The sequence below is a fragment of the Streptomyces narbonensis genome, assembly GCF_014649015.1.
Classification (GTDB): domain Bacteria; phylum Actinomycetota; class Actinomycetes; order Streptomycetales; family Streptomycetaceae; genus Streptomyces; species Streptomyces narbonensis.
The window spans coordinates 40,868-59,923 of the sequence record NZ_BMSF01000002.1 but is presented as its reverse complement, the minus strand read 5'-3'; the positions used below and the strand labels follow the sequence as shown (position 1 = coordinate 59,923).

Below are 19,056 nucleotides of genomic sequence, written 5' to 3'. Positions count from 1 at the left end.
CCCTTGGGGGCCCGTTCAGAAGTTGGGGTCCGGGTCCCCGGCGGTCGCGCCCCCCGTGCCCGTACTGCGTGCTGTTCCGCTGTCGCCGGTCGCGGCATCGGTCGTCGTGGGGTCGCCGGTCCCGGCGCCGGAGCGGCCGGACCGTCGGGTCCCGCCGAACCGGCGCTGCCACGGAACGCGGCGTTCCTGGGTGGTACGCGTACGGGACCTGGTGCCGTCGCCCGTACGGGAGCCGGAACCCCCGCCCGTACGCGCTCCGCTTCCGTCGTCCGTACCGAATCCCGGGCCGTCGTCGTCCGTGCCGAAGCCGTCGTCCGTACGGAAGCCGGTGGCCGCGCCCGGGCCGGGACCGGAGCCCTGTCCGGCCCCGTATCCATACCCGTACCCGTATCCCGAGTCGGTGTCCGTGTCGGTGTCCGTGTCGTATCCGGAGCCGTAACCGGAGCCGGTGCCGGCGCGGCCCGTCCTGCCGGCACGGCCCGCACTCCCACCCCCGCCTCGAACGACCAGTTCGTACGCGTCGAGGCCGGTCGGCTCGCCCGGCCGCAGGGGCACCTGCGCACCGCCCCGGGGGCGCAGCAGCAGCTGGCCGGTGCCCGTGCGGCGCAGGACGTGGGCGCCTGACGAGGAGCCCTCGCGGGCGCGGCGGAGGGTGGCCGGCGCACCGCCCGCGTCGTCGACGGCGAAGGGGAAGGACCCGCGGACGCTCTGGCCGCGCCGGATGGTGAGCGTGTCGATGACGCGCCCGTCCTGGCGGAGTTCGAGCGTGACCCCGGTGAGGTCGCGGCGGCGGCGCCGGGCGACCGTCTGCGCGACGACGAGCGCGGCGAGGACGGCGAGGACGGCCGCGCCGCCGACGACGGCCTTCCACCATCGGTCCCACCAGGTCGGCGGGGCCACGACGAGGACGTCGAGGAAGTCGGCGTCGAGGACGCGGTCGTCGTCGCCGGTGTCCACGACCGCGATCCGGCCGCCCAGTTCGCCGAGCGGCGTACCGCCGCCGAGGGTGACCGTGAAGGGGATGCGTGTGCTCCCGCCGGGCGGCGCGGTGGCGGTCGCCGGGGAGACGGAGAGTTCGGCGCCGGGCGTCGGGTTCTCCACGGCGAGGCGCAGGACGCGCGGTCCGGCGTCGTTGTTGGTGACGTCGAGGGTGCCGCGGACGGTGCCCCCGGGGTGCGCGGTCGCGCGGTCGAAGGCGAGTCCGGCGGTGACGAGCGGGGTGCCCTGGGTGATGCGGGCGTTCAGCGGTCGCAGGTCGGAGGTGACGCCGGGAGCCGACATGCGGGTCGTGAACCGGAGGTCGCCGGTGGCGCCGGCGGGCACGGTGAGCGTGCCGGTGAACCGGACGTCGTCGGCCCTGCGGTCGGGGGCCTTCCCGTCGTCGGCGAGCCGGAACGTCACGGGGGCGAAGCCCTCGCCGCGCAGTTCGGCCGAGACCTTGAGCCCCGTGAGCTGGCGGGGGTCGGTGATGGTCACCCCGCGCCGGGTCTGCATCCGCACGGCGACGGTGACCTGCTCGCCGGGGCGCGGGGAGGCCGGGTCCAGGGTGACGTCGGAGCTGAGCCTGCCCTGCCAGATGGCCCGGACGACGACCTCGCGGTCGCGGTGGCCCTCAGGCGCCTCGATGTGCACGCGCCAGCGGCCCGGCAGGGGGTTCTTCACGCGGAGCGCCTCGACCGGCCCGTCCTGTCCGCCGACCTCGAAGGTGGAGCCGTCGAACTCGCCCCGGGTGGGGACCTTGCGGCCCGCCGGGTCGTAGTAGGTGACCCGGACCTTCGGGTCGTGCTTGGAGACCGTGAGGGAGCCGTCGGTGGCGATGGGCGGGATGACGACGGCCAGGTCGGCGGGCGGCTTGCCCGCGGTGCCGTGCGAGATCCGCGCGCAGCGGGCGACGGCGAAGGTCTCCTGGAGCGCCTTGTCGAGGTCGGCGGAGCTCGCGACGACCCGCATGTGGGGGACGGAGCCCGGCACGTCGGAGCACGCGCCCCGGTAGCCGCCCTCGGCCATGGCCCGGAGGGCGGTGCGGTCGATCTCGGTGCCGAAGCCGAGGGGCCAGATCTGGACGCCGGCCGCCCTGGCCCGGGCGAGTTCCTCCCTTAGCCGCCGCTCGCCGTTGGAGCGGCGGCTCGCGGGGTCCCGGCCGTACTCGGGGCTGTCGGAGACGTCGAGCTTTCCGTCGGTGAGGAGGAAGACGACCTTGTGCTTGGCGGGGGCCTTCGCGGCCGCTCCGCCGGTGGCGCTCTTCTGGGTGAGGCGGGTGACGGCCTGGCGGATGGCCGCCGGGAAGTCGGTGCCCGGTCCCATCCGGGCCGCGTCGCGCTTGTTGAGGTCCTGGACGCAGTCGCTGAGCCGCTCACGGCCCGCCGCGTCGGCGACGGTGAGGGCGCAGACCTCGCGTACGGGTGACTGTCCGGGCTTCTCCGAGCTGCCGAAGCCGATGACGGTCGCCCGGGAGCGCTCGGATATCTCTCCCTGGCTGAGCAGCCCCGCGGCCTCCGTCTCGCGCGCGAGGTCCTTGTCGGCCAGGCTCTTCGACTGGTCGACGACGACGGCGAAGTCGATCGGGGCGGGCCCCTCGGCCGGATCGGCGGCCGCTCGGGGTCCCCGCGGCACGCCGGCGGTTCCGGCGGTCGCGAGCGGGCCGGTGAGCGCGAGCAGCGCACCGGCGAGGAGCAGGGCGCTCCCCTTGTTCGTCCAACGCATCGTCACTCTCACCACAGTTCGCTGAGGAGGGCCAGGAGGGCGCCGAGCGCCAGCGCCGAGACGCCCAGGCGCAGCCACCGGTACTTCGCCGCGAGCACGAGCCCGTGCACGCTGGCCTGTTCGAGGAGCCAGCCGGTGGCGTCCGCGCCGGGCGGGGCGAGCCGCTCGCGCAGTTCGCCCTCGGACGGCCCGGCCGCCAGGTCGCGCAGGAGCGTGCGCTCCGCGCCTATCCGGGTGCGGGGCAGGACCACCGACACGAGCATCAGGACACCGGCGGTCCACAGCCCCCCGGCGATGAGCAGGAGGCCGAGCCCGACGCCGGCCGTGGGCATCGGGGCGCGGTCGCCGGAGAACACGACGGCGAGGAAGGCGAGGGCGCCGGAGAGTAGGATCGCGGCCTTGGTGTCGGCCCGCCCGATGTCCTCGCGGACGGTGGCGAGCAGCCGCTCGGCCATGAACCGCAGCTCTTCGGGCGCGACCGGGGCGGCCGCGGGGTCCGCTCGGGGCGGGGCCGGGGTGCTGCCCTGGGCCGGCGTGGGGTCCGGCGGCTCCGTGGCGTCCGGAAGCGGCGCGCGGTCCGAGGCCGCCGTGGGGACCGAGGTCGGCGTGGGATCCGAGGTCGGCGTGGGATCCGAGGTCGGCGTGGGGACCGAGGTCGGCGTGGGGACCGAGGTCGGCGTGGGATCCGAGGTCGGCGTGTGGGCCGTGGGGTCCGGGGTCGTCACTCGTCCTCCCAGTCGTCGAACTCCGCGCTGGGCCGGCCGGGGCGCACGGGCCCGGAGGACCGTCGGGCCCGGTCGGAGCCCTCGCGGTCGTAAGGATCGTCGCGGTCGAACCGGTCGAACCGGTCGTACGGGTCGTCCCGGTCGTACCGGTCCCGGTCGCCGTTCCGCCGGCCGGAGCCCCGCTCGCGGTCCTCGTACGGGTACCCGTCGCCGTCCCCGGCCCTGCCCCTGTCCCCGTGCCTGTCGCGGTACTCCCCCCGCTCCCGGTCGGACCCGGACTCGACGCGGGTCGGCTCGTAGACCCGCCGGTCGTGCGGGGACTCCTCGCGCTCCGTGCGCCCCTCGCGCTCCGTGCGCTCCATACCATCCGTCCGTTCCCCGCGCTCGTCGCCCCAGTCCGGCCGGACCGGCTCCGGATTCCCCTCCTCCAGGGCGCGCCGCGCACGGGCTCCCCCCGGCCCGCCCGAGGGGTTGAGCACGTGATCGGTGATGCCGCCGACGACGGTGCTTGTCTGGGTCCGCAGGTACATCAGGACCTGGTACATCTGCTCGCCGATGTCGTGCCGTTCCAGGACACCCGTGTCGAGGAGCCGGTTGAAGACCGCGAGGTAGTCCTCCTGGCCCTCGCGCCGCTCCCGCTGGAGCTGTGTCCGGATCTCCCACTGCTTGTCGGGGTGCATCGCCATGTGATGGGCGATCTGGGCCAGGTCTCCGCGCCGGAAGAGGGCCTCCATCTCGCGGGCCCGGTCGGCGATCCGGGCACGCTCGGCGGCGTCCTTGCGGCGCTCCGCCTCGGCCTCGCGCGCGTCGGCCTCCATCGTCACGCCGACCCGGTCCCGGCGGTAGACCTCGGCCTTCACCAGGTCGTCGAGGTCGATGAAGACATGGACCCGGGTCTTCAGACCCATGTCCCGGCCGAGGACGAAGCGTCCGGCGTTCAGCTCGTCCCGCACCGCCTCGTCGGCGCGCTGCGCCTCGGTGATCCGGAACCTCCGGGACAGCCGCCGCAGCCGGTCGAGGAGCTCGTCGTGCAGCAGCTCGGCGACGTCCTCGACCTGCTCCTGGACGACGAGGTGCGGATCGGTGACCACCCAGGTGACCCGGGCGACGGCGTCGAAGAAGACGCCATCCCCGGCGGCGGGCAGCTGGAGCCTGAACTCCGTGACGTTACGGCCCAGTTGGACCTCGAAGACGGTGTACGGGGAGCCCAGCAGCGGCTTGTTCACGTCCTCGTTGCGATCCGGCCAGGCGACACGGTGCCCGCCGTTGCGGTAGAGGAGCACGGCGGCGACCCGGCCGCTCCGGCGGCGGTACGGGGGCGCGTACTCGCGCAGGAGCGGTCCGCGCGGCCGCCCGGAGGCCTCCGGGCTCCACTGCTCCCGCACCCGTCCCCCGCCTCGCGCGCCGTCCCGCACGTCGTCCCAGGCCTCGTCGCGCCCTCCGTCCCGGCCCCGGTCCTGGTCCCTGCCCCGCTCCCCGTCCCGCTGCCTGTCCTCCGGCACCCGCGCGCCTCCCTGCCCCTGTTCACGCCCCGGCTCCCGCCGCCGGTCCCGGTCTCCGTCGCCGTACCGCTCCCGGTCGCCGTACCGCTCCCCGTCCCCGTAGCGCTCCCCGTCCCCGTACCCCTCCCGGTCGCCGTACCGCTCCCGTTCCCGGCCCCTCTCCCCGTCCCGCGCCCCGCCCTCGCCCTCGTACCCCTGCATCTGCCGTTCCCGCTCGTACCGCTGCTGCCGTTCCCTGTCGTCCCGTGCCCGCCCGGGCGACTCCTCGTACCGCTGCCGGGCCCGGCCGTCCGGCACCCGTCCGTCCGGTGCCCGCTCGTCCCCTCGCGCCCGCTCGTCCGGCCGCGCGCGCCTGTTCTGCTCGGGCCCGCTCATCGGTTCGCTCCTTCCGTCACGGCGTCCCACATGCGGCGCGCCGCGCCTCTGTCCAGGGGCCGGTCACGGTCCCGGACCAGTTCGTTCAGCAGTCCCCTCAACCGGTCGCGGTCCCGGCGGTCCACGGCGAGGAGCGGGAGGAAGCGGCAGATGTGGACGAGCGCCTCCTCGTCCTTGGCCGCCCGCCTGAGCAGACCCCCCAGGGCCTCCAGGGCCGCCGACCCCGCGCGTGCCGTCGCGAGCGTGGTCCGCAGCAGCCGGGCCAGCTCGGGCGCGAGGCCCGGGCGGGTGGCGAGCAGCGCGACGAGCAGCGGGCGGGCCGCGTGCGGGTCGAGCTCGGGCACCTCCCGCAGTCCCCACAGGTGGGTGGTCCGGGTGGTCAGCGCGCGGATGACGGCGAGGTGGACCACGTTGGCGAGGGTGAGCCGCCCGTCGTCGAGCCAGTGGTGGAGCCGTGGCAGGACGGTCTCGGGCTCGCCGGAGGCCAGCAGCCGGGCCACGCTGAACGCGGCGAGCACCAGCACCTCGCTGTCGGAGGCCTCGTGGGCCCGGACGACCCGGGCGAGGGCGTCGAGCGAGCCGGTCACTCCCCCGGCCGCGAGGACGTAGCCGTGGGCCAGCAGGGCGGTCCCGACGAGTGTGGAGTCCTCGGACACCGCCCAGTCCTTGAGGACGGAGGCGACGGCCGGCCTGACCCGGGGGTCGCGGGCGGACTCGGCGAGCGCGGTCGCGGCGGCCAGCCGGGCGACGGGCACGTCCGTCACCGCGAGGGGGACGATCAGCTCGCGGAAGCCGTGTATCCAGTCCCAGGAGCAGAGCACTCCGGCGGCGACGGAGGCGCGCACCCACACCTCCGCGCGCGGGTCGTCGCAGAGGGCCCGCAGCCAACGGGCCACCGGGCCGCGGGCGTTGTGGTAGCCGTGCCAGACCTCCCCGAGGACGGCGCCGGCGAGGGCCTCACCCTGGAAGCGCACCGCCCGCACCGGCACCTTCGCCGGACCGAGGTCCAGCTCGCCGTCCTCCAGGACGGCACGCGCCCGCATCGGGCGGTGTTCGGCACGCGTGCCGAACAGACGCCTCCCCGGGGCGTGTTCGGGGTCGAGGGCGACGGCGAACTCCCAGGCGAGGAGTTCGGCGGCCTCGGCGGCGAGACTGAAGGCGGAGCCGTCGAAGACGGCGACGGAGATGCGGAACGCTCCGGTGCTCAGTGCGGGGAGAGCCTCGGGGAGGGTGCCGGGCCGGTCGGCGCCGGAGAACCACTCGCGGGCCTGGGAGGCCACGAAGGTGGCGCATTCGCCGAGGAGTTGCTCGTCCGTCGCCTCGCCGCGCCAGTGGCGGGCGAGGTGGTCGGCGAAGCGGGCGGCCTCGCGCGGGCGCAGCTCCTCCAGGCCGACGGCCCGGACGACATCGGGGCGCTCGGAGAGTTCCCACGCGGCGGCGAGGGCCTCGGGCGGCTCCCCGCGCAGCCGGACCCTCAGGTGGCGCCGCAGGACCTCGTCGGCGGGCGGCGGCGCGCAGGGCATCCCGTACCGGCCGCGCAGGATCCGGTCGGCGAGCTCGCCGCTCTCGGCGAGGACGATGCCGTAGGCGTCGCGGCCGCGCAGCAGGTCTCCGAAGCGGTCCAGGTGCAGTCCGGAGAGGCGGGTGGCGGGCCGGCGCGCGGAGTCGGCGCCCTCGCCCCGGCCGGAGCGGGAGTGCCGTGGCTCGCTCTCCGTCCTGACGTCCTCGGTGAGCAGCTCCATGAGGTGACCGCTACCTTCCTGGAGGGCCTCCTCGGTGATCTCGTCGACGCCGTGGCGCGGGTCGAGGCGGAAGACGCGGCCTCCGGTGAGTTCGTCGAGGAGGGCGAGCGCGGTGGCCTTGCGGCCGCTGCCGGGCTCGCCGCAGAGGACGAGGACGCGGTGGTCGCGGAGCCGTTGCTTCATCTCGTGGTAGCCGGCGATCTCGCAGTACACCTGTCCGAGGTCGGCGAGCGTCTCGGTCGGTACGGGTCCCCGGACGAAGCGCGAGGAGTGGTCGGAGCCGAACACGTTGAAGAACTGGTTGCCCTCGAAGAGGGTGCCGTCGCCGAGGAAGGTGGTGTGGCGGTCCCCCTCGGCGGCGGCCCAGGTCCGCAGGGCCCGGCGCGCGGTGGCGGAGCCCCCGGTGTCGCCGTCGCCGCCGATGGGGCTCCGGTCGGCGGACGCGAAGACGCTGACCTCGCGCGGCGGCTCCCCCGAGCCGTCGCCGCGCTCGCCGCCGCCCGCCCGCTCGCCGGAGCGCTCGCCCTCCCGCTCGCCGCCCCTCCCGGAGCCCCGCTCTCCGCCCCGCCCCGAGCTCCGTTCTCCGCCTCGTCCCGAGCTCCGTTCTCCGCCCCGTCCGGAGCCCCTGCCGCCTCCCCGGTCCTCCGAGCCGCGGCCCCCGTCCTGCGGTTCGCGCGAGTCGTGCGAGTCGTGTGCGTCGTGCGAGGAGGCGCCGTCGTCGTGGTCGTCGCTCACTCCGGCCCACCCGCCCCCGTGTTCTTGCCCTTGTCCTCGCCCCTGTCCTTGCGGATGCCGGTGAACCCGCCGTGGATGGTGTTGCCGTGGATGTCGAGCAGGTCTCCCCCGACGTTGTACGTGCGGTTCCCCCCGCCGGTTCGGGGCGTTGGGCCGTCCCCCCGCGACGGCCCAACGCCGGATCCTGAACCCACCCCGGGTGCCCGTCGCCCCGTGTCCGCGTCCCCCGGCGCGGCCTCCCCCTCGGGCCCGACCAGCGGCGGCGCGGCACGCCGCGGCACATGGAACCAGGCGGCCTCGTCGGTCTCCTTGGACCGGATCCGGGCCCGCCGGTAGTGGTCCGGTTCCACGTACCGCCCGCCCTCGGCGACCACGTTCCCGTACAGCCAGTCGGAGACCGCGACGAGCAGGTCGACGTCGGGGGCCTCCGCCATGATCCGCTTGGCCGTGGGGCTGTCGCAGAGCCTGGCGGCGAGGTCCACCGCCCGTCCGACGAGCCCGTGCCGGTCCTGGACCACGAGCCCGGCGTTCATGCCGATCCGCAGCCGCAGTCGCGGACTCCGGCCCGTGTTGTGGGCGCGGAGGCTCTCGTACAGGGTGTCGATCCACCGTCCGACCATGAGCCGCGGCGGCATGTCGGGGCGCAGGGCGGCGAGGATGCCGTCCCCCCGGTCCTCCTGGTGGTAGGTGCCGGGCTCTACCCCGACGGAGGCGTAGGCCTCGTCGAACGCCGCGTACATCGCCGTGCGGTGCAGCTCTTTCTCGGCCATGTTCAGGGTGCCGGATCCGCAGATGTCGCCGAAGACGACGAACCGGTGGATCCCGCCGGAGGAGGCCTCGCGGCGCGAAACCGCCTCCTCGTACGCCCCGTTCACTCCCGCACTGCTCACTCGGACTCCCTGTTGGACGCCGTGGTGCCGTTGGTGCCGTGGTGGTGTGATGTCCAGCCTGGCCGCACTCCGCGACCTGCGATGTAGCCGTTTACACATCCGGCGGAGATTCGTCCGCCTGTTCCGCGCGGGGGCGTGCGCGCCCCTCGGCGAGCAGCACGAGGACCCGCATGTCGATGACGATGACGGTGCGGTTCGCCGTCCGGACGACGTCCTGTTCGCGCAGCAGGCGCAGCGCCTTGGCCACGGCTTCCCGGGTGGCTCCGATGGCGGCCGCCAGGTCGTGCTGGGGCAGCGGGAGTTGGAGTACGGTCCCGGCGTCCGCCGGCCGGCCCGCGCGCTCCGCCAGTTCGACGAGACGGGCGGCGAGGCGCTGGAGGACGGTCTCGGAGGCGAGCGCGCGGCGTTCGACGTCGGCGCTGCGCAGCCGGGTGGCGAGCTGGCGCATGATCAGCGAGGTGGCGTGCGGCCGGGCGGCGAGGAAGCGCCGGAAGCGGTCGCCGGAGACGGCCACGGCCTCGACGGCGCCGAGCGCGGTGACGGTGGCGCTGCGCGGGCGGAGGTCGACGGCTGCGAGGTCCCCGACGACCTCACCGGCCCCGCGCAGGGCGAGGATGAGCCGGGAGCCGCGCTCGGTGCCGACGGAGACGACGGACCAGCCGGAGAGCAGCGCGAGGACGTAGGCGCTGGTGTCGTGCTCGCGGATCATCACCTCGCCCGGCTCGTAGGAGCGGCGGGCGCCCTCGGCGATGAGGGAGCGGCGGTCGGCCGCCGGGAGGGCGTGCAGGAAGGAGCGGTCCTGCCCGAAGAGACTCATCACCCGCTCACCCCCGTACCGTCCGCGGGCCCTCGGAGAGTCCCGCCCACCGGTCACCGACCGGCGCCGCTCGCGCGTGTGTTCACACCTCATGTGGCGTGCCCCGTCACACTGTTGACACTGTGTCACCTCGTGGGGTGAAGAACGCTAGAGGTGCGGAACGACAACGTCAACGAGCACGGGGGGCGCAGGGGAGCGCCGTTCCCTGCACCCCTGCGCCCCCCGTCGGAGCAGCACGAAAGAATCACGGAACCGCCATGGAAACGGCCCCGATCGCGCGGTTCAGAGCCTCGGGTCGACCGGCTCCGACTCCAGCGCGAGGACCGCGAAGACGGCCTCGTGGACCCGCCAGAGCGGTTCTCCGTCGGCGAGCCGGTCCAGCGCCTCCAGCCCGAGCGCGTACTCGCGCAGGGCCAGCGAGCGCTTGTGGCCGAGGAACCGCTGCCGCAGCCGCTCCAGGTTCTCCGGGCGGGTGTACTCGGGGCCGTAGATGATCCGCAGGTACTCCCGGCCGCGCACCTTCACGCCCGGCTGCCCGAGGCGCCCCTTGGCATCGCGGACGAGGGCGGCCAGCGGCTTGACGACCATCCCCTCGCCGCCTGCCGCGGTCAGCTCCAGCCACCAGTCGGTGCCCGCGGCGACCGAGGCCTCGTCGCCGGTGTCGACGACGAGCCTGCGGGTGACCTGGAGCAGCCCGGTCGGGTCGTGCTCGACGAGCCGGTCGAGCCAGGCCAGCTGCTCGTCGTGCGGGACGGCCGCGAGCGAGCGTCCGCGCGCGGCGAGGAGCTGGAAGGGGGCGAACCGCACGCCTTCCAGGCCCTGCGTCGGCCAGCAGTACCTGCGGTACGCCTCGGTGAACGCGGCCGCGTCCACCCCCCGCTCCCGCTGCTTGGCGAGGAGCCCGTCGAGCCCTTCGACCCCGCGCGCGACCGCCTGCTCCAGGGCGGAGACCGCCCCGGGGAGGACGGCGCCCGAGGCGGCGCCGACCGCCGCGTACTGCGAGCGCAGCAGCCCGGCCGACTTGAGCGACCACGGCATCAGCTCGCCGTCGAGGAGGAGCCAGTCGCCCGCGCCGGGGGCGCTGTCCGACGCGGCGAGGTCGTCCCACAGCCCGGCGGCGCCGATCGCGGTCCGCAGCCGGTCGAGGACCTGCTCGGTGACGTCCTGGTCATCGAAGAAGGGGCGGCCGGTACGGGTGTACAGGGCGCCGGTCACCCCGGTGACGCCGAAGCGCTCGTGGGCCGCCTTCTCGTCCCGGCAGACCAGGGCCACGGCCCGGGAACCCATGTGCTTCTCCTCGCACACGACCCGCTCGACGCCGTCCGCCCGGTACTGGGCGAAGGCCTCCGCCGGGTGTTCCAGGTAGCCCTCGGCGCGCGAGGTGGCGGTCGGTGCCATGGTCGGCGGCAGGTAGGCGAGCAGCCGCGGGTCGACGGCGAAGCGGCTCATGACCTCCAGGGCCGCCGCGGCGTTCTCCTCGCGTACGGCGACGTTGCCGAGGTGCCGGGTCTCCACGATCCGTCGGCCGTGCACGTCGGCCAGGTCCAGCGGGCGCCCCTCGTGCCCGCCGGGCGCCTCGGTCACGAGCGGCCGGGCCGGCTCGTACCAGACCCGCTCGGCCGGTACGTCGACGAGTTCGCGCTCCGGCCAGCGCAGCGCGGTCATCTTCCCGCCGAAGACGGCTCCGGTGTCGAGGCAGATGGTGTTGTTGATCCAGGAGGTGTTCGGTACGGGCGTGTGGCCGTACACGACGGCGGCCCGGCCCCGGTAGTCCTCCGCCCATGGGTAGCGCACCGGCAGCCCGAACTCGTCGGTCTCCCCGGTGGTGTCCCCGTACAGCGCGTGCGAACGCACCCGGCCGGAGGTCCGGCCGTGGTACTTCTCCGGCAGCCCTGCGTGGCAGACGACGAGCGCGCCGCCGTCGAGGACGTAGTGGCTGACGAGCCCGTCGATGAACTCGGCGACCTGGGCGCGGAACTCCTCGCTCTCGCCCTCCAGCTGTTCGATCGTCTCGGCGAGTCCGTGGGTCTGCTGGACCTTCCGGCCCTTCAGCCAGCGGCCGAGCTTGTTCTCGTGGTTGCCGGGGACGCACAGGGCGTCGCCGGCGGCGACCATGGCCATGACGCGCCGCAGGACGCCCGGCGAGTCGGGGCCCCGGTCGACGAGGTCGCCGACGAAGACGGCCGTACGCCCCTCCGGGTGGTGGCCGTCGACATAGCCGAGCCGGGCGAGCAGGCTGTCGAGCTCGGACCGGCAGCCGTGGATGTCACCGATGATGTCGAAGGGGCCGGTGAGGTGGCGCAGGTCGTTGTAGCGGCGCTCCAGGACGACCTCGGCCTCCTCGACCTCCTCCACCGAGCGCAGCACGTGCACCTTGCGGAAGCCCTCGCGCTCCAGTCCGCGCAGCGAGCGGCGCAGCTCGCGGCGGTGGCGCTGGATGACGTGCGCGGGCATGTCGGCGCGGTCGGGACGGCCGGCGTTCCGCGTGCGGCACACCTCTTCGGGCAGGTCGAGCACGATGGCGATGGGCAGCACGTCGTGCTCCCGGGCCAGCCTGACCAGCTGACGGCGGGCCTCCGGCTGCACGTTGGTGGCGTCGACGACGGTCAGCCGTCCCGCCGCCAGCCGCTTGCCGGCGATGTAGTGGAGGACGTCGAAGGCGTCCTTGCTCGCGGACTGGTCGTTCTCGTCGTCGGCGACGAGCCCCCGGCAGAAGTCGGAGGAGACGATCTCGGTCGGCTTGAAGTGGCGCCGGGCGAAGGTCGACTTGCCGGAGCCGGTGGCACCGACGAGGACCACGAGGGACAGGTCGGTGACGGGCAGCGTGCGGGTGGTCATGCCGTGACCTCCTTCAAGGTCTCGTCGGTCTTGTCCGTCCGGGTGAAGACGGCCATCTGCGTGGGGGGCCCGACCTCGGGGTCGTCCGGCCCGACGGGCACGAACTCCACGCCGTAGCCGTACGGTCCGGCGACCGAGGCCGCCCACTCCCGGAACTCCTCCCGGGTCCATTCGAAGCGGTGGTCGCCGTGCCGGACGTGTCCGGCGGGCAGCGACTCCCAGCGCACGTTGTACTCGACGTTCGGCGTGGTCACGAGGACCGTACGGGGCCGGGCCGCGCCGAACACCGCGTACTCGAGCGCCGGGAGCCTCGGCAGGTCCAGGTGCTCGATCACCTCGCTGAGCACGGCCGCGTCGTAGCCGGCGAGCCGCTTGTCGGTGTACGCCAGCGAGCCCTGGAGCAGCGTGACCCGGGCGGCCTGCCGCTCCCCCATCCGGTCGAGCCGCAGCCGGCGGGCGGCGACGGTCAGCGCCCGGACGGACACGTCGACGCCGACGATCTCGGTGAACCGGACGTCCTTGAGCAGGGCCTGCACCAACTGGCCCTGGCCGCAGCCGAGGTCGAGGACGCGGGCCGCACCGGCGCCGTGGAGCGCGGCGAGGATCGCGTCCCGCCGCTGCTCGGCGAGCGGCACCGGCCGCTCCTCCGTGTCGGTGGACTCGTCCACGGCGTTGTCGACGTCCTCGACGTCGAGCCCCTCGGCCTCGGCGAGGCGCACCAGCTCGAGGCGCTCCGTCGCCTCCCGGGCCAGGCCCCAGCGGCGCGAGAGGTAGCGCGCGGTGATCAGCTTCCGCTCCGGGTGCCCGGCCAGCCAGCCGTCCCCGGCGCGCAGCAGCTTGTCGACCTCGTCGGGCGCGACCCAGTAGTGCTTGGCGTCGTCGAGGACGGGCAGCAGGACGTACAGCTGGTTGAGCGCGTCGGCGAGCCGTAGCTCGCCTTCGAGCACCAGCCGCACGTACCGGGAGTCGCCCCACTCGGGGAACTCCTCGTCCAGCGCGACCGGTTCGGCCTCCACCGTGCTCCAGCCGAGCGGCTCGAAGAGGGCGCGCACGAGGCCGGCGCCGCCCCGGGCGGGGAGCGCGGGGACCTCGACGCGCAACGGCAGCGGTGCGGCGGCCCGTTCGGGCATCGCCTGACACACGCCGTGCAGCGCGGTCTTGAAGACCTTGGCGAGCGCCACGGCGAGCAGCGAGGACGCCGCGTAGGGCCGGTCGTTCACGTACTGAGCGAGCGCGGCGTCGGGGGCGCCGCCCCGGCCCTTGCCCTTGCCGCGGCGCACCAGCGCCACGGTATCCACCTCCAGGAGGAGTGCCGCAGTGCACCGCTCGGCGCTCGCCTCGGGGTAGAGGACGTGCGCGGTGCCGTGCGAGGTCGAGAACGCCTGCGCCCTCTCGGGATGCTTGTGCAGCAGAAATCCGAGATCGGTCGCGGGTCGCTCCGGGATGCCGGTTGTACTGATCGTCAGGAACACACGCTCGAGTATGAGCGCGCCCCGCCCGCCCCACCAGGCAATTTCGGCGCACCTGGGTCGCCCGTCGGCTACTCGGGCGGAGGCTCCGTCCCGCGGGCGAGAGCCCCGGCCAGCGCGGCGACGAGCGGCGGACCGACGCGGCAGCAGCCCCCGACCAACCGGGCCCCGGCGACCGCCCAGGCGGCGGCCCGGGACGGGTCGAAGGTGCCGTCGCCACGCCAGCCCCGGGCCCCGGCGTCCCACCGCTCCCCGCTGTTCGGGTAGACCACGGCCGGCTTCCCGGTCGCGGCGACGGCGAGCTCCACGGCAGACCCCACCCCCTCCGGGTCGCAGCAGTTGACCCCCACGGCCACGACCTGGTCGTTCCCGGCGGCGACCGCGAAGGCCTCCGCCAGCTCCTGCCCGGCCCTCGTCCGCCCGCCGTCGACCGTGTACGAGAGCCACACCGGTACCCCGCACCCGTCGACCGCCCGCAGCAGCGCCTCCGCCTCGTCCATGTCCGGCACCGTCTCCAGGGCCAGGACATCGGGCCCGGCCGCGGCGAGCACCTCGATCCGGGGCCGGTGGAACCGCTCCAGCTCTCGCACGGACAGCCCGTACCGTCCCCGGTACTCGCTCCCGTCCGCGAGCATCGCTCCGTACGGCCCGACGGACGCGGCGACCCAGACCCCCTCCCCGACCCTTCCCGCCGCCTCCCTGGCGAGCTCCACGCTCCGGCCGAGGAGCAGCGCCGCCCCGGCCCGGTCCACACCCCGGCGGGCGAAGCCCTCGAAGGTGGCCTGGTAGGAGGCGGTGGTGACCACCCGGGCGCCGGCCCGTACGTACGCCGCGTGCGCCGCCTCGATCTGCTCGGGCCCGTCGGCGAGGAGCCGCGCGGACCAGAGCGCGTCCGAGAGGTCGCAGCCCTGCGCCTCAAGCTGGTTGGACAGCCCGCCGTCGAGGACGAGCGGCCCCGCCCGGAGGGCCTCGGCAAGCGTACGGACCGGTCTCATCGGCTCTCCCCGCTCATCCCAGCTGCGACTGGACCCGCGCGGAGATCAGCTCCAAGTGGTCCAGGTCGTCGAGATCGAGGACCTGGAGGTAGACCCGGGAGGAGCCGATGGCCGCGTACCGCCCGATCTTGTCGACGACCTCGGCGGGCGAGCCCGCGAGGCCGTTCGCCTTGAGCTCGTCCATGTCCCGCCCGATCGCGGCGGCCCGGCGGGCCACCTCCGCGTCGTTCTTGCCGACACAGACGACCAGCGCGTTGGAGTACACGAGGTCACCGGCCTGCCGCCCCGCCGCCTCCGCCGCCGCCCGGACCCGGCCGAACTGCCGCTCGCTGTCCTCCAGCGAGGCGAAGGGGATGTTGAACTCGTCCGCGTACCGCGCGGCCAGCCGCGGCGTACGACTCGCACCGTGTCCGCCGATCAGCACCGGGATCCTGTCCTGCGCGGGCTTCGGCAGCGCGGGCGAGTCGGTGAGCTGGTAGTACTGCCCCTCGTAGGAGAACGTCTTGCCAAGCTCGGTCTCCCACAGGCCGGTCACGATCGCCAGCTGCTCCTCCAGCCGGCCGAACTTCTCCTTCGGGAACGGAATGCCGTAGGCCTTGTGCTCCTCCTCGAACCAGCCCGCGCCGAGCCCCAGTTCGACCCGGCCGCCGGACATCCGGTCGACCTGCGCGACCTGGATGGCCAGGACTCCCGGCAGCCGGAACGTACCGGCGGTCATCAGGGTGCCGAGCCGGATCCGCTTCGTCTCCCGTGCGAGACCGGCCAGGGTGATCCAGGCGTCCGTCGGCCCGGGAAGCCCGTCGGACGAGCCCATGCTGAGGTAGTGGTCGGAGCGGAAGAAGGCGTCGAAGCCGAGCTCCTCGGTGGCCCGGGCCACCGCGAGGAGGGTGTCGTAGTCGGCCCCCTGCTGGGGTTCGGTGAAGATACGGAGATCCATACCTCCATCCTGCACCGTCGGGTGCGTGTCAACCTCTCCGTCAGCTCGCGGGTGGCTCCGGCCCGGTCGGGTGAATATCCGGCCCGTGGCGGGCCGCGTCCTACCCGGCCAGTGACCGTGGCCGGGGACCCGTCGTTGGCTCGGGCGGAGCCGGACCGCCCGGCCCGCGTGCCGGCGGCCGCAGCCGGTGCGTCGCTCTCTCCCGTGTCCCCGCCGACGGCGGTGGGTCCGGGCCGAGGAGGCCGCCATGTCCCAGGAAGCCGCGCCGGAGCGGGCCGTGCCCGAGCAGTCCGCGCCGCCGTCCGTGCCCGAGCAGAAGGACGCCGGCGCGCCCAAGGGCCTGCTCCAGCAGATGGAGGAGCTGATGGCGGCGCTCTCCGCCGACCTCTCCCAGCTCGACGCCGACATCCAGTCCACGGCCGAGCGCCTGGACCCGGAGCCCCCGCACCCCGACAGCGACCGACTCAGCGCCGAGCGCGACCAGGCCGAGCAGGACGGCTCCGAGCAGGACCACTCCGATCAGGACGGCTCCGGTGCCCTGCGGACCGACCGCCACGGCCCCGAGAGCACGCGACCCGAGAACCACGGCTCCCAGCCCCACGACACCAAGCACCGCGAGAGTGCGGACCACGGCCCCGAGCACCGCCCGGCCCCCGGCGACCCTCGGCCCCGCTTCTAGAGCCAGTCCGGCCGATCGCCGTCCGTCGTTCACGCCGCTCACGCCGGTCGCGGCCCGGGGCCCGCCCGGCCTCGGGCCGGGTCGGGCGGGCGGGCCCGCTCCCGGTCGTCGCGCACCGCCAGCCGGCGGAGCATCCCGCCCACCCTGTCGCTCGACTCGTCGACCGCATCGATGGCCTCGATGCACTGCCAGTAGAGCCCCTCCTCGTCGGTGGCGCAGGCCACCCCGACGAGTGCGATCCCCACCTCGCCGAGCAGCGCCCCGAGCGCCGTCAGCGCCGCGACCGGATCGCCGACCTCGGTCAACTGCGCCGCACGCGGCCCACCGGCCCCCCACGCCGGGTACTCCCCGATCTCGCTCAGCCCCCGTGCCTCACCGCGCAGTTCCAACGGCCCGCAGAGCGCGAGATGACTCCCTATCGCCTGGGCGAGCGCCTGAGCCTGCCAGGCCTCCGCCACAATGTCCTGTGCTGTCCCGCTCCCCGCCAACGCGTGCCGCCCGGCCGCGATGAGCCGCTCTGCTTCCATCAACGCCGCCCCCGTTCATACGACTTACCGCCCACTCATTCCACTACCCAGAGTGAGGCCGACTGAGCCCCACCACCAGGGGAATTCGGAAATCTGTGGACAGTAGGCTCGGCGGGGAAAAGTCGATCACTCCGAAGAGTGACGATCTCCCGTCTCAGCCCCGCCGGCGTCCCCGCCGACCTCCCCGCCACCCCGCCTCCGGACGGGAAATCGGACCTCGTTCCTGTCGATCTTCGCCGCGAGCGCCACCAGCGGATCAACCCCGAGCACCTCGCAGAACTGCAGCAGATAGGCGAGCACGTCGGCCACCTCGTCCGCGACGCGGTGCGCCGACTCGGGGTCGTCCATCACCCGTTCCGCCTGCTCAGGGGTCAACCACTGGAAGATCTCCAGGAGTTCGGACGCCTCCACACTGAGCGCCGCCGCCAGGTTCTTGGGCGTGTGGTACGGCTGCCAGTCACGGGCGGCCGCGAACTCGGCCAGCCTGCGCTGGAGCGCCGCCACGTCCTGGCGCACCACGTCACCGCTGCCCGTCCCGCTCGTGCCCGCCGACTCGCCACCCACGCCCACGCCCACCCCTTCTCCCACGCCCACGCCTTCGCCCACGCCTTCGCCCACGCCCACCCCTTCTCCCACGCCCACGCCCTCGTCGCCGCCGCCCTCGTCGCCGCCGCCCTCGGCGTCGTCGCCGTCGCCGTCGCCGTCCACCGTCTCGTACTCCGTCTTCTTCTCCGTCACACGCCCAGGTCTACCACCGTCACACCGGACGTCCGCCGCGCCTCCCCCGCCCCTCGCTCCCCCACGGTCCCGGCGACCCGGATGTGTCCGTCGGCGGCGATGGCCACAGCGAGGCCGAGCAGTTCGCGCACCTGACGCCCGTCGAGCCCCCGGTCCAGGCCGTCGGCGAGCAGGGTCAGGCTCTGCATCGCGTCCGGCACCTCGGCGATCCGGTCCATCGCGAGAACGCCGGGGCCCGTGAGCAGCGTGAGCGCCAGGGCCAGGTAGCGCAGTTCGCCGTCGGCCAGGCGGCCGAGCGGGGTCGCGGACCGTCCGCCCCTTTCGAGGACGGCGCGGACGGTGCCGTCGGCGAGTTCCCGCACGCCGAGCCCCGTGACGGGTCCCGCGCAGCCGGCACCCGCCATGGCCGCGAGGCGGTGGTGTCTGCGGGGGCAGTCCGTGTGGGTGCGGTGCAGGACCTCTGCGAGGTTGGCGCAGTCGCGCCGCAGGCGTCCTTCGCCGGGGAGCACGGAGGCCCGCATCCCGGAGGGCCGGGGGTCGCAGGGGAAGGCGGACCGCAGCCCGATGACCAGTTGCTCGGCCGCTGCCAGCACCTCCAGCTGTCCGGGCGTCTTGCCGGCGACGCGCAGCGGCAGCAGGGCCGTACCGAGCAGGTCGTCGGGGAGGGGTGCCCGGGTGACGGGGGTGGCTCCGGCCGTGTGCCACTCGGCCTGGACGGTGCTGCGGCTCGGGTCGCGCAGGGCGGTCGCGAGCAGGGTGCGGCCCCGGCCGGTGAGCCGCTCGCCGACGATACGGAGCCGGGGCTCGGCCTGGACGGCGAGGTCGAGGCGGACCGGGCCGGCCGCTCCGTCGACCGTGCAGCCGATCCGGAATCCGCGGCGGCCCTGGGCGTCGGGGCGGGCGCGTTCGGGGACGCAGTCGACGGCGTCGGGGAAGACCTCGTCGAGGGAGTCGCCCGCGCCGAGCCGGGCCAGGGCCTCGTAGGCCCGGAGCATGGTGGACTTGCCGCTTCCGCTGGGCCCGGCGAAGAGGGTGACCGGCCCGAGCGCGTGGACGGCGCCGCGGTGGCCTGCGAACGCGGACAGCCGTAGCTCGGTGACCACCGGCCGGGCGCACGCCCGCCCGCCCTCGACCCGGGCCCCGCCTCCGCGACCGCCGGACGGACGGACGCCGGAGGGCCGGACTTCGGAAGGACGGGCTTCGGGGGTACGGGCTTCGGAAGGGTGGGTTCCGGAGGGACGGGCTTCGGAGGGACGGGCTTCGGAGGAGCGGGACTGGGAGGAGCGGGACTGGGAGGGGACGGCGTCGGAGGGGGGCGCGTGTGGCGTGCGGGCGAGCGTGCTGCCGCCGGTGAGGTCCATGCCCGGACCGTACGCAGCCCACT

General features: G+C 74.6%; 14 protein-coding genes. 1 reads left to right on the top strand and 13 read right to left on the bottom strand.

The window, feature by feature from the left end; genetic code table 11:
* Positions 1 to 15 precede the first annotated feature (15 nt).
* From IE124_RS03905 to IE124_RS03860, 10 genes are all read right to left on the bottom strand, one after another.
* Positions 16 to 2,703, bottom strand: a complete 2,688-nt coding sequence (locus IE124_RS03905; protein WP_229832118.1) for a vWA domain-containing protein — start codon at positions 2,701 to 2,703, stop codon at positions 16 to 18.
* Between the two features lie 8 nt (positions 2,704 to 2,711).
* Positions 2,712 to 3,428, bottom strand: a complete 717-nt coding sequence (locus IE124_RS34620; protein WP_229832116.1) for a Pycsar system effector family protein — start codon at positions 3,426 to 3,428, stop codon at positions 2,712 to 2,714.
* The gene (locus IE124_RS03895) at positions 3,425 to 5,305 is read right to left on the bottom strand and encodes a hypothetical protein (RefSeq protein ID WP_189504866.1); all 1,881 of its coding nucleotides are present in this window, start codon (positions 5,303 to 5,305) and stop codon (positions 3,425 to 3,427) included. Before IE124_RS03895 ends, IE124_RS34620 begins: the two co-directional genes overlap by 4 nt.
* Positions 5,302 to 7,782 (bottom strand): hypothetical protein, encoded by a 2,481-nt coding sequence (locus tag IE124_RS03890; RefSeq protein ID WP_189504864.1) that lies wholly within the window; start codon positions 7,780 to 7,782, stop codon positions 5,302 to 5,304. Before IE124_RS03890 ends, IE124_RS03895 begins: the two co-directional genes overlap by 4 nt.
* Entirely contained in the window at positions 7,779 to 8,672 is an 894-nt protein-coding gene (locus tag IE124_RS03885; RefSeq protein WP_229832114.1) for a nucleotidyl cyclase domain-containing protein, read from the bottom strand. The genes IE124_RS03890 and IE124_RS03885 overlap by 4 nt, the downstream gene beginning before the upstream one ends.
* A 91-nt stretch (positions 8,673 to 8,763) precedes the next feature.
* Complete coding sequence (locus IE124_RS03880; RefSeq protein ID WP_141295032.1) at positions 8,764 to 9,489, bottom strand: Crp/Fnr family transcriptional regulator; 726 nt, start codon at positions 9,487 to 9,489, stop codon at positions 8,764 to 8,766.
* 282 nt (positions 9,490 to 9,771) lie between these two features.
* Entirely contained in the window at positions 9,772 to 12,327 is a 2,556-nt protein-coding gene (locus tag IE124_RS03875; RefSeq protein ID WP_189504862.1) for a polynucleotide kinase-phosphatase, read from the bottom strand.
* Positions 12,324 to 13,799 (bottom strand): 3' terminal RNA ribose 2'-O-methyltransferase Hen1, encoded by a 1,476-nt coding sequence (locus IE124_RS03870; RefSeq protein WP_189504860.1) that lies wholly within the window; start codon positions 13,797 to 13,799, stop codon positions 12,324 to 12,326. The genes IE124_RS03875 and IE124_RS03870 overlap by 4 nt, the downstream gene beginning before the upstream one ends.
* Before the next feature lie 68 nt (positions 13,800 to 13,867).
* A complete protein-coding gene (gene mmuM, locus IE124_RS03865; RefSeq protein WP_189504859.1) occupies positions 13,868 to 14,791 on the bottom strand; it encodes a homocysteine S-methyltransferase in 924 nt (307 codons plus the stop codon).
* A 13-nt stretch (positions 14,792 to 14,804) separates the two neighbouring features.
* A complete protein-coding gene (locus IE124_RS03860) occupies positions 14,805 to 15,728 on the bottom strand; it encodes an LLM class F420-dependent oxidoreductase (protein WP_189504858.1) in 924 nt (307 codons plus the stop codon).
* Positions 15,729 to 15,975: 247 nt separating this feature from the next.
* Here IE124_RS03860 and IE124_RS03855 point away from each other — a divergent pair, with 247 nt between their 5' ends.
* Positions 15,976 to 16,407, top strand: a complete 432-nt coding sequence (locus IE124_RS03855; protein ID WP_189505583.1) for a hypothetical protein — start codon at positions 15,976 to 15,978, stop codon at positions 16,405 to 16,407.
* Positions 16,408 to 16,445: 38 nt separating this feature from the next.
* Here IE124_RS03855 and IE124_RS03850 read toward each other — a convergent pair whose 3' ends face one another.
* From IE124_RS03850 to IE124_RS03840, 3 genes are all read right to left on the bottom strand, one after another.
* Positions 16,446 to 16,934 (bottom strand): DUF6099 family protein, encoded by a 489-nt coding sequence (locus IE124_RS03850; protein WP_150265142.1) that lies wholly within the window; start codon positions 16,932 to 16,934, stop codon positions 16,446 to 16,448.
* Between the two features lie 126 nt (positions 16,935 to 17,060).
* Positions 17,061 to 17,453 (bottom strand): nucleotide pyrophosphohydrolase, encoded by a 393-nt coding sequence (locus IE124_RS03845; RefSeq protein WP_189505512.1) that lies wholly within the window; start codon positions 17,451 to 17,453, stop codon positions 17,061 to 17,063.
* Between the two features lie 215 nt (positions 17,454 to 17,668).
* Positions 17,669 to 19,033 carry an AAA family ATPase gene (locus IE124_RS03840; RefSeq protein WP_189504857.1) on the bottom strand — a complete coding sequence of 455 codons (1,365 nt, stop codon included), beginning with the start codon at positions 19,031 to 19,033 and terminating at the stop codon, positions 17,669 to 17,671.
* Positions 19,034 to 19,056: the final 23 nt, after the last annotated feature.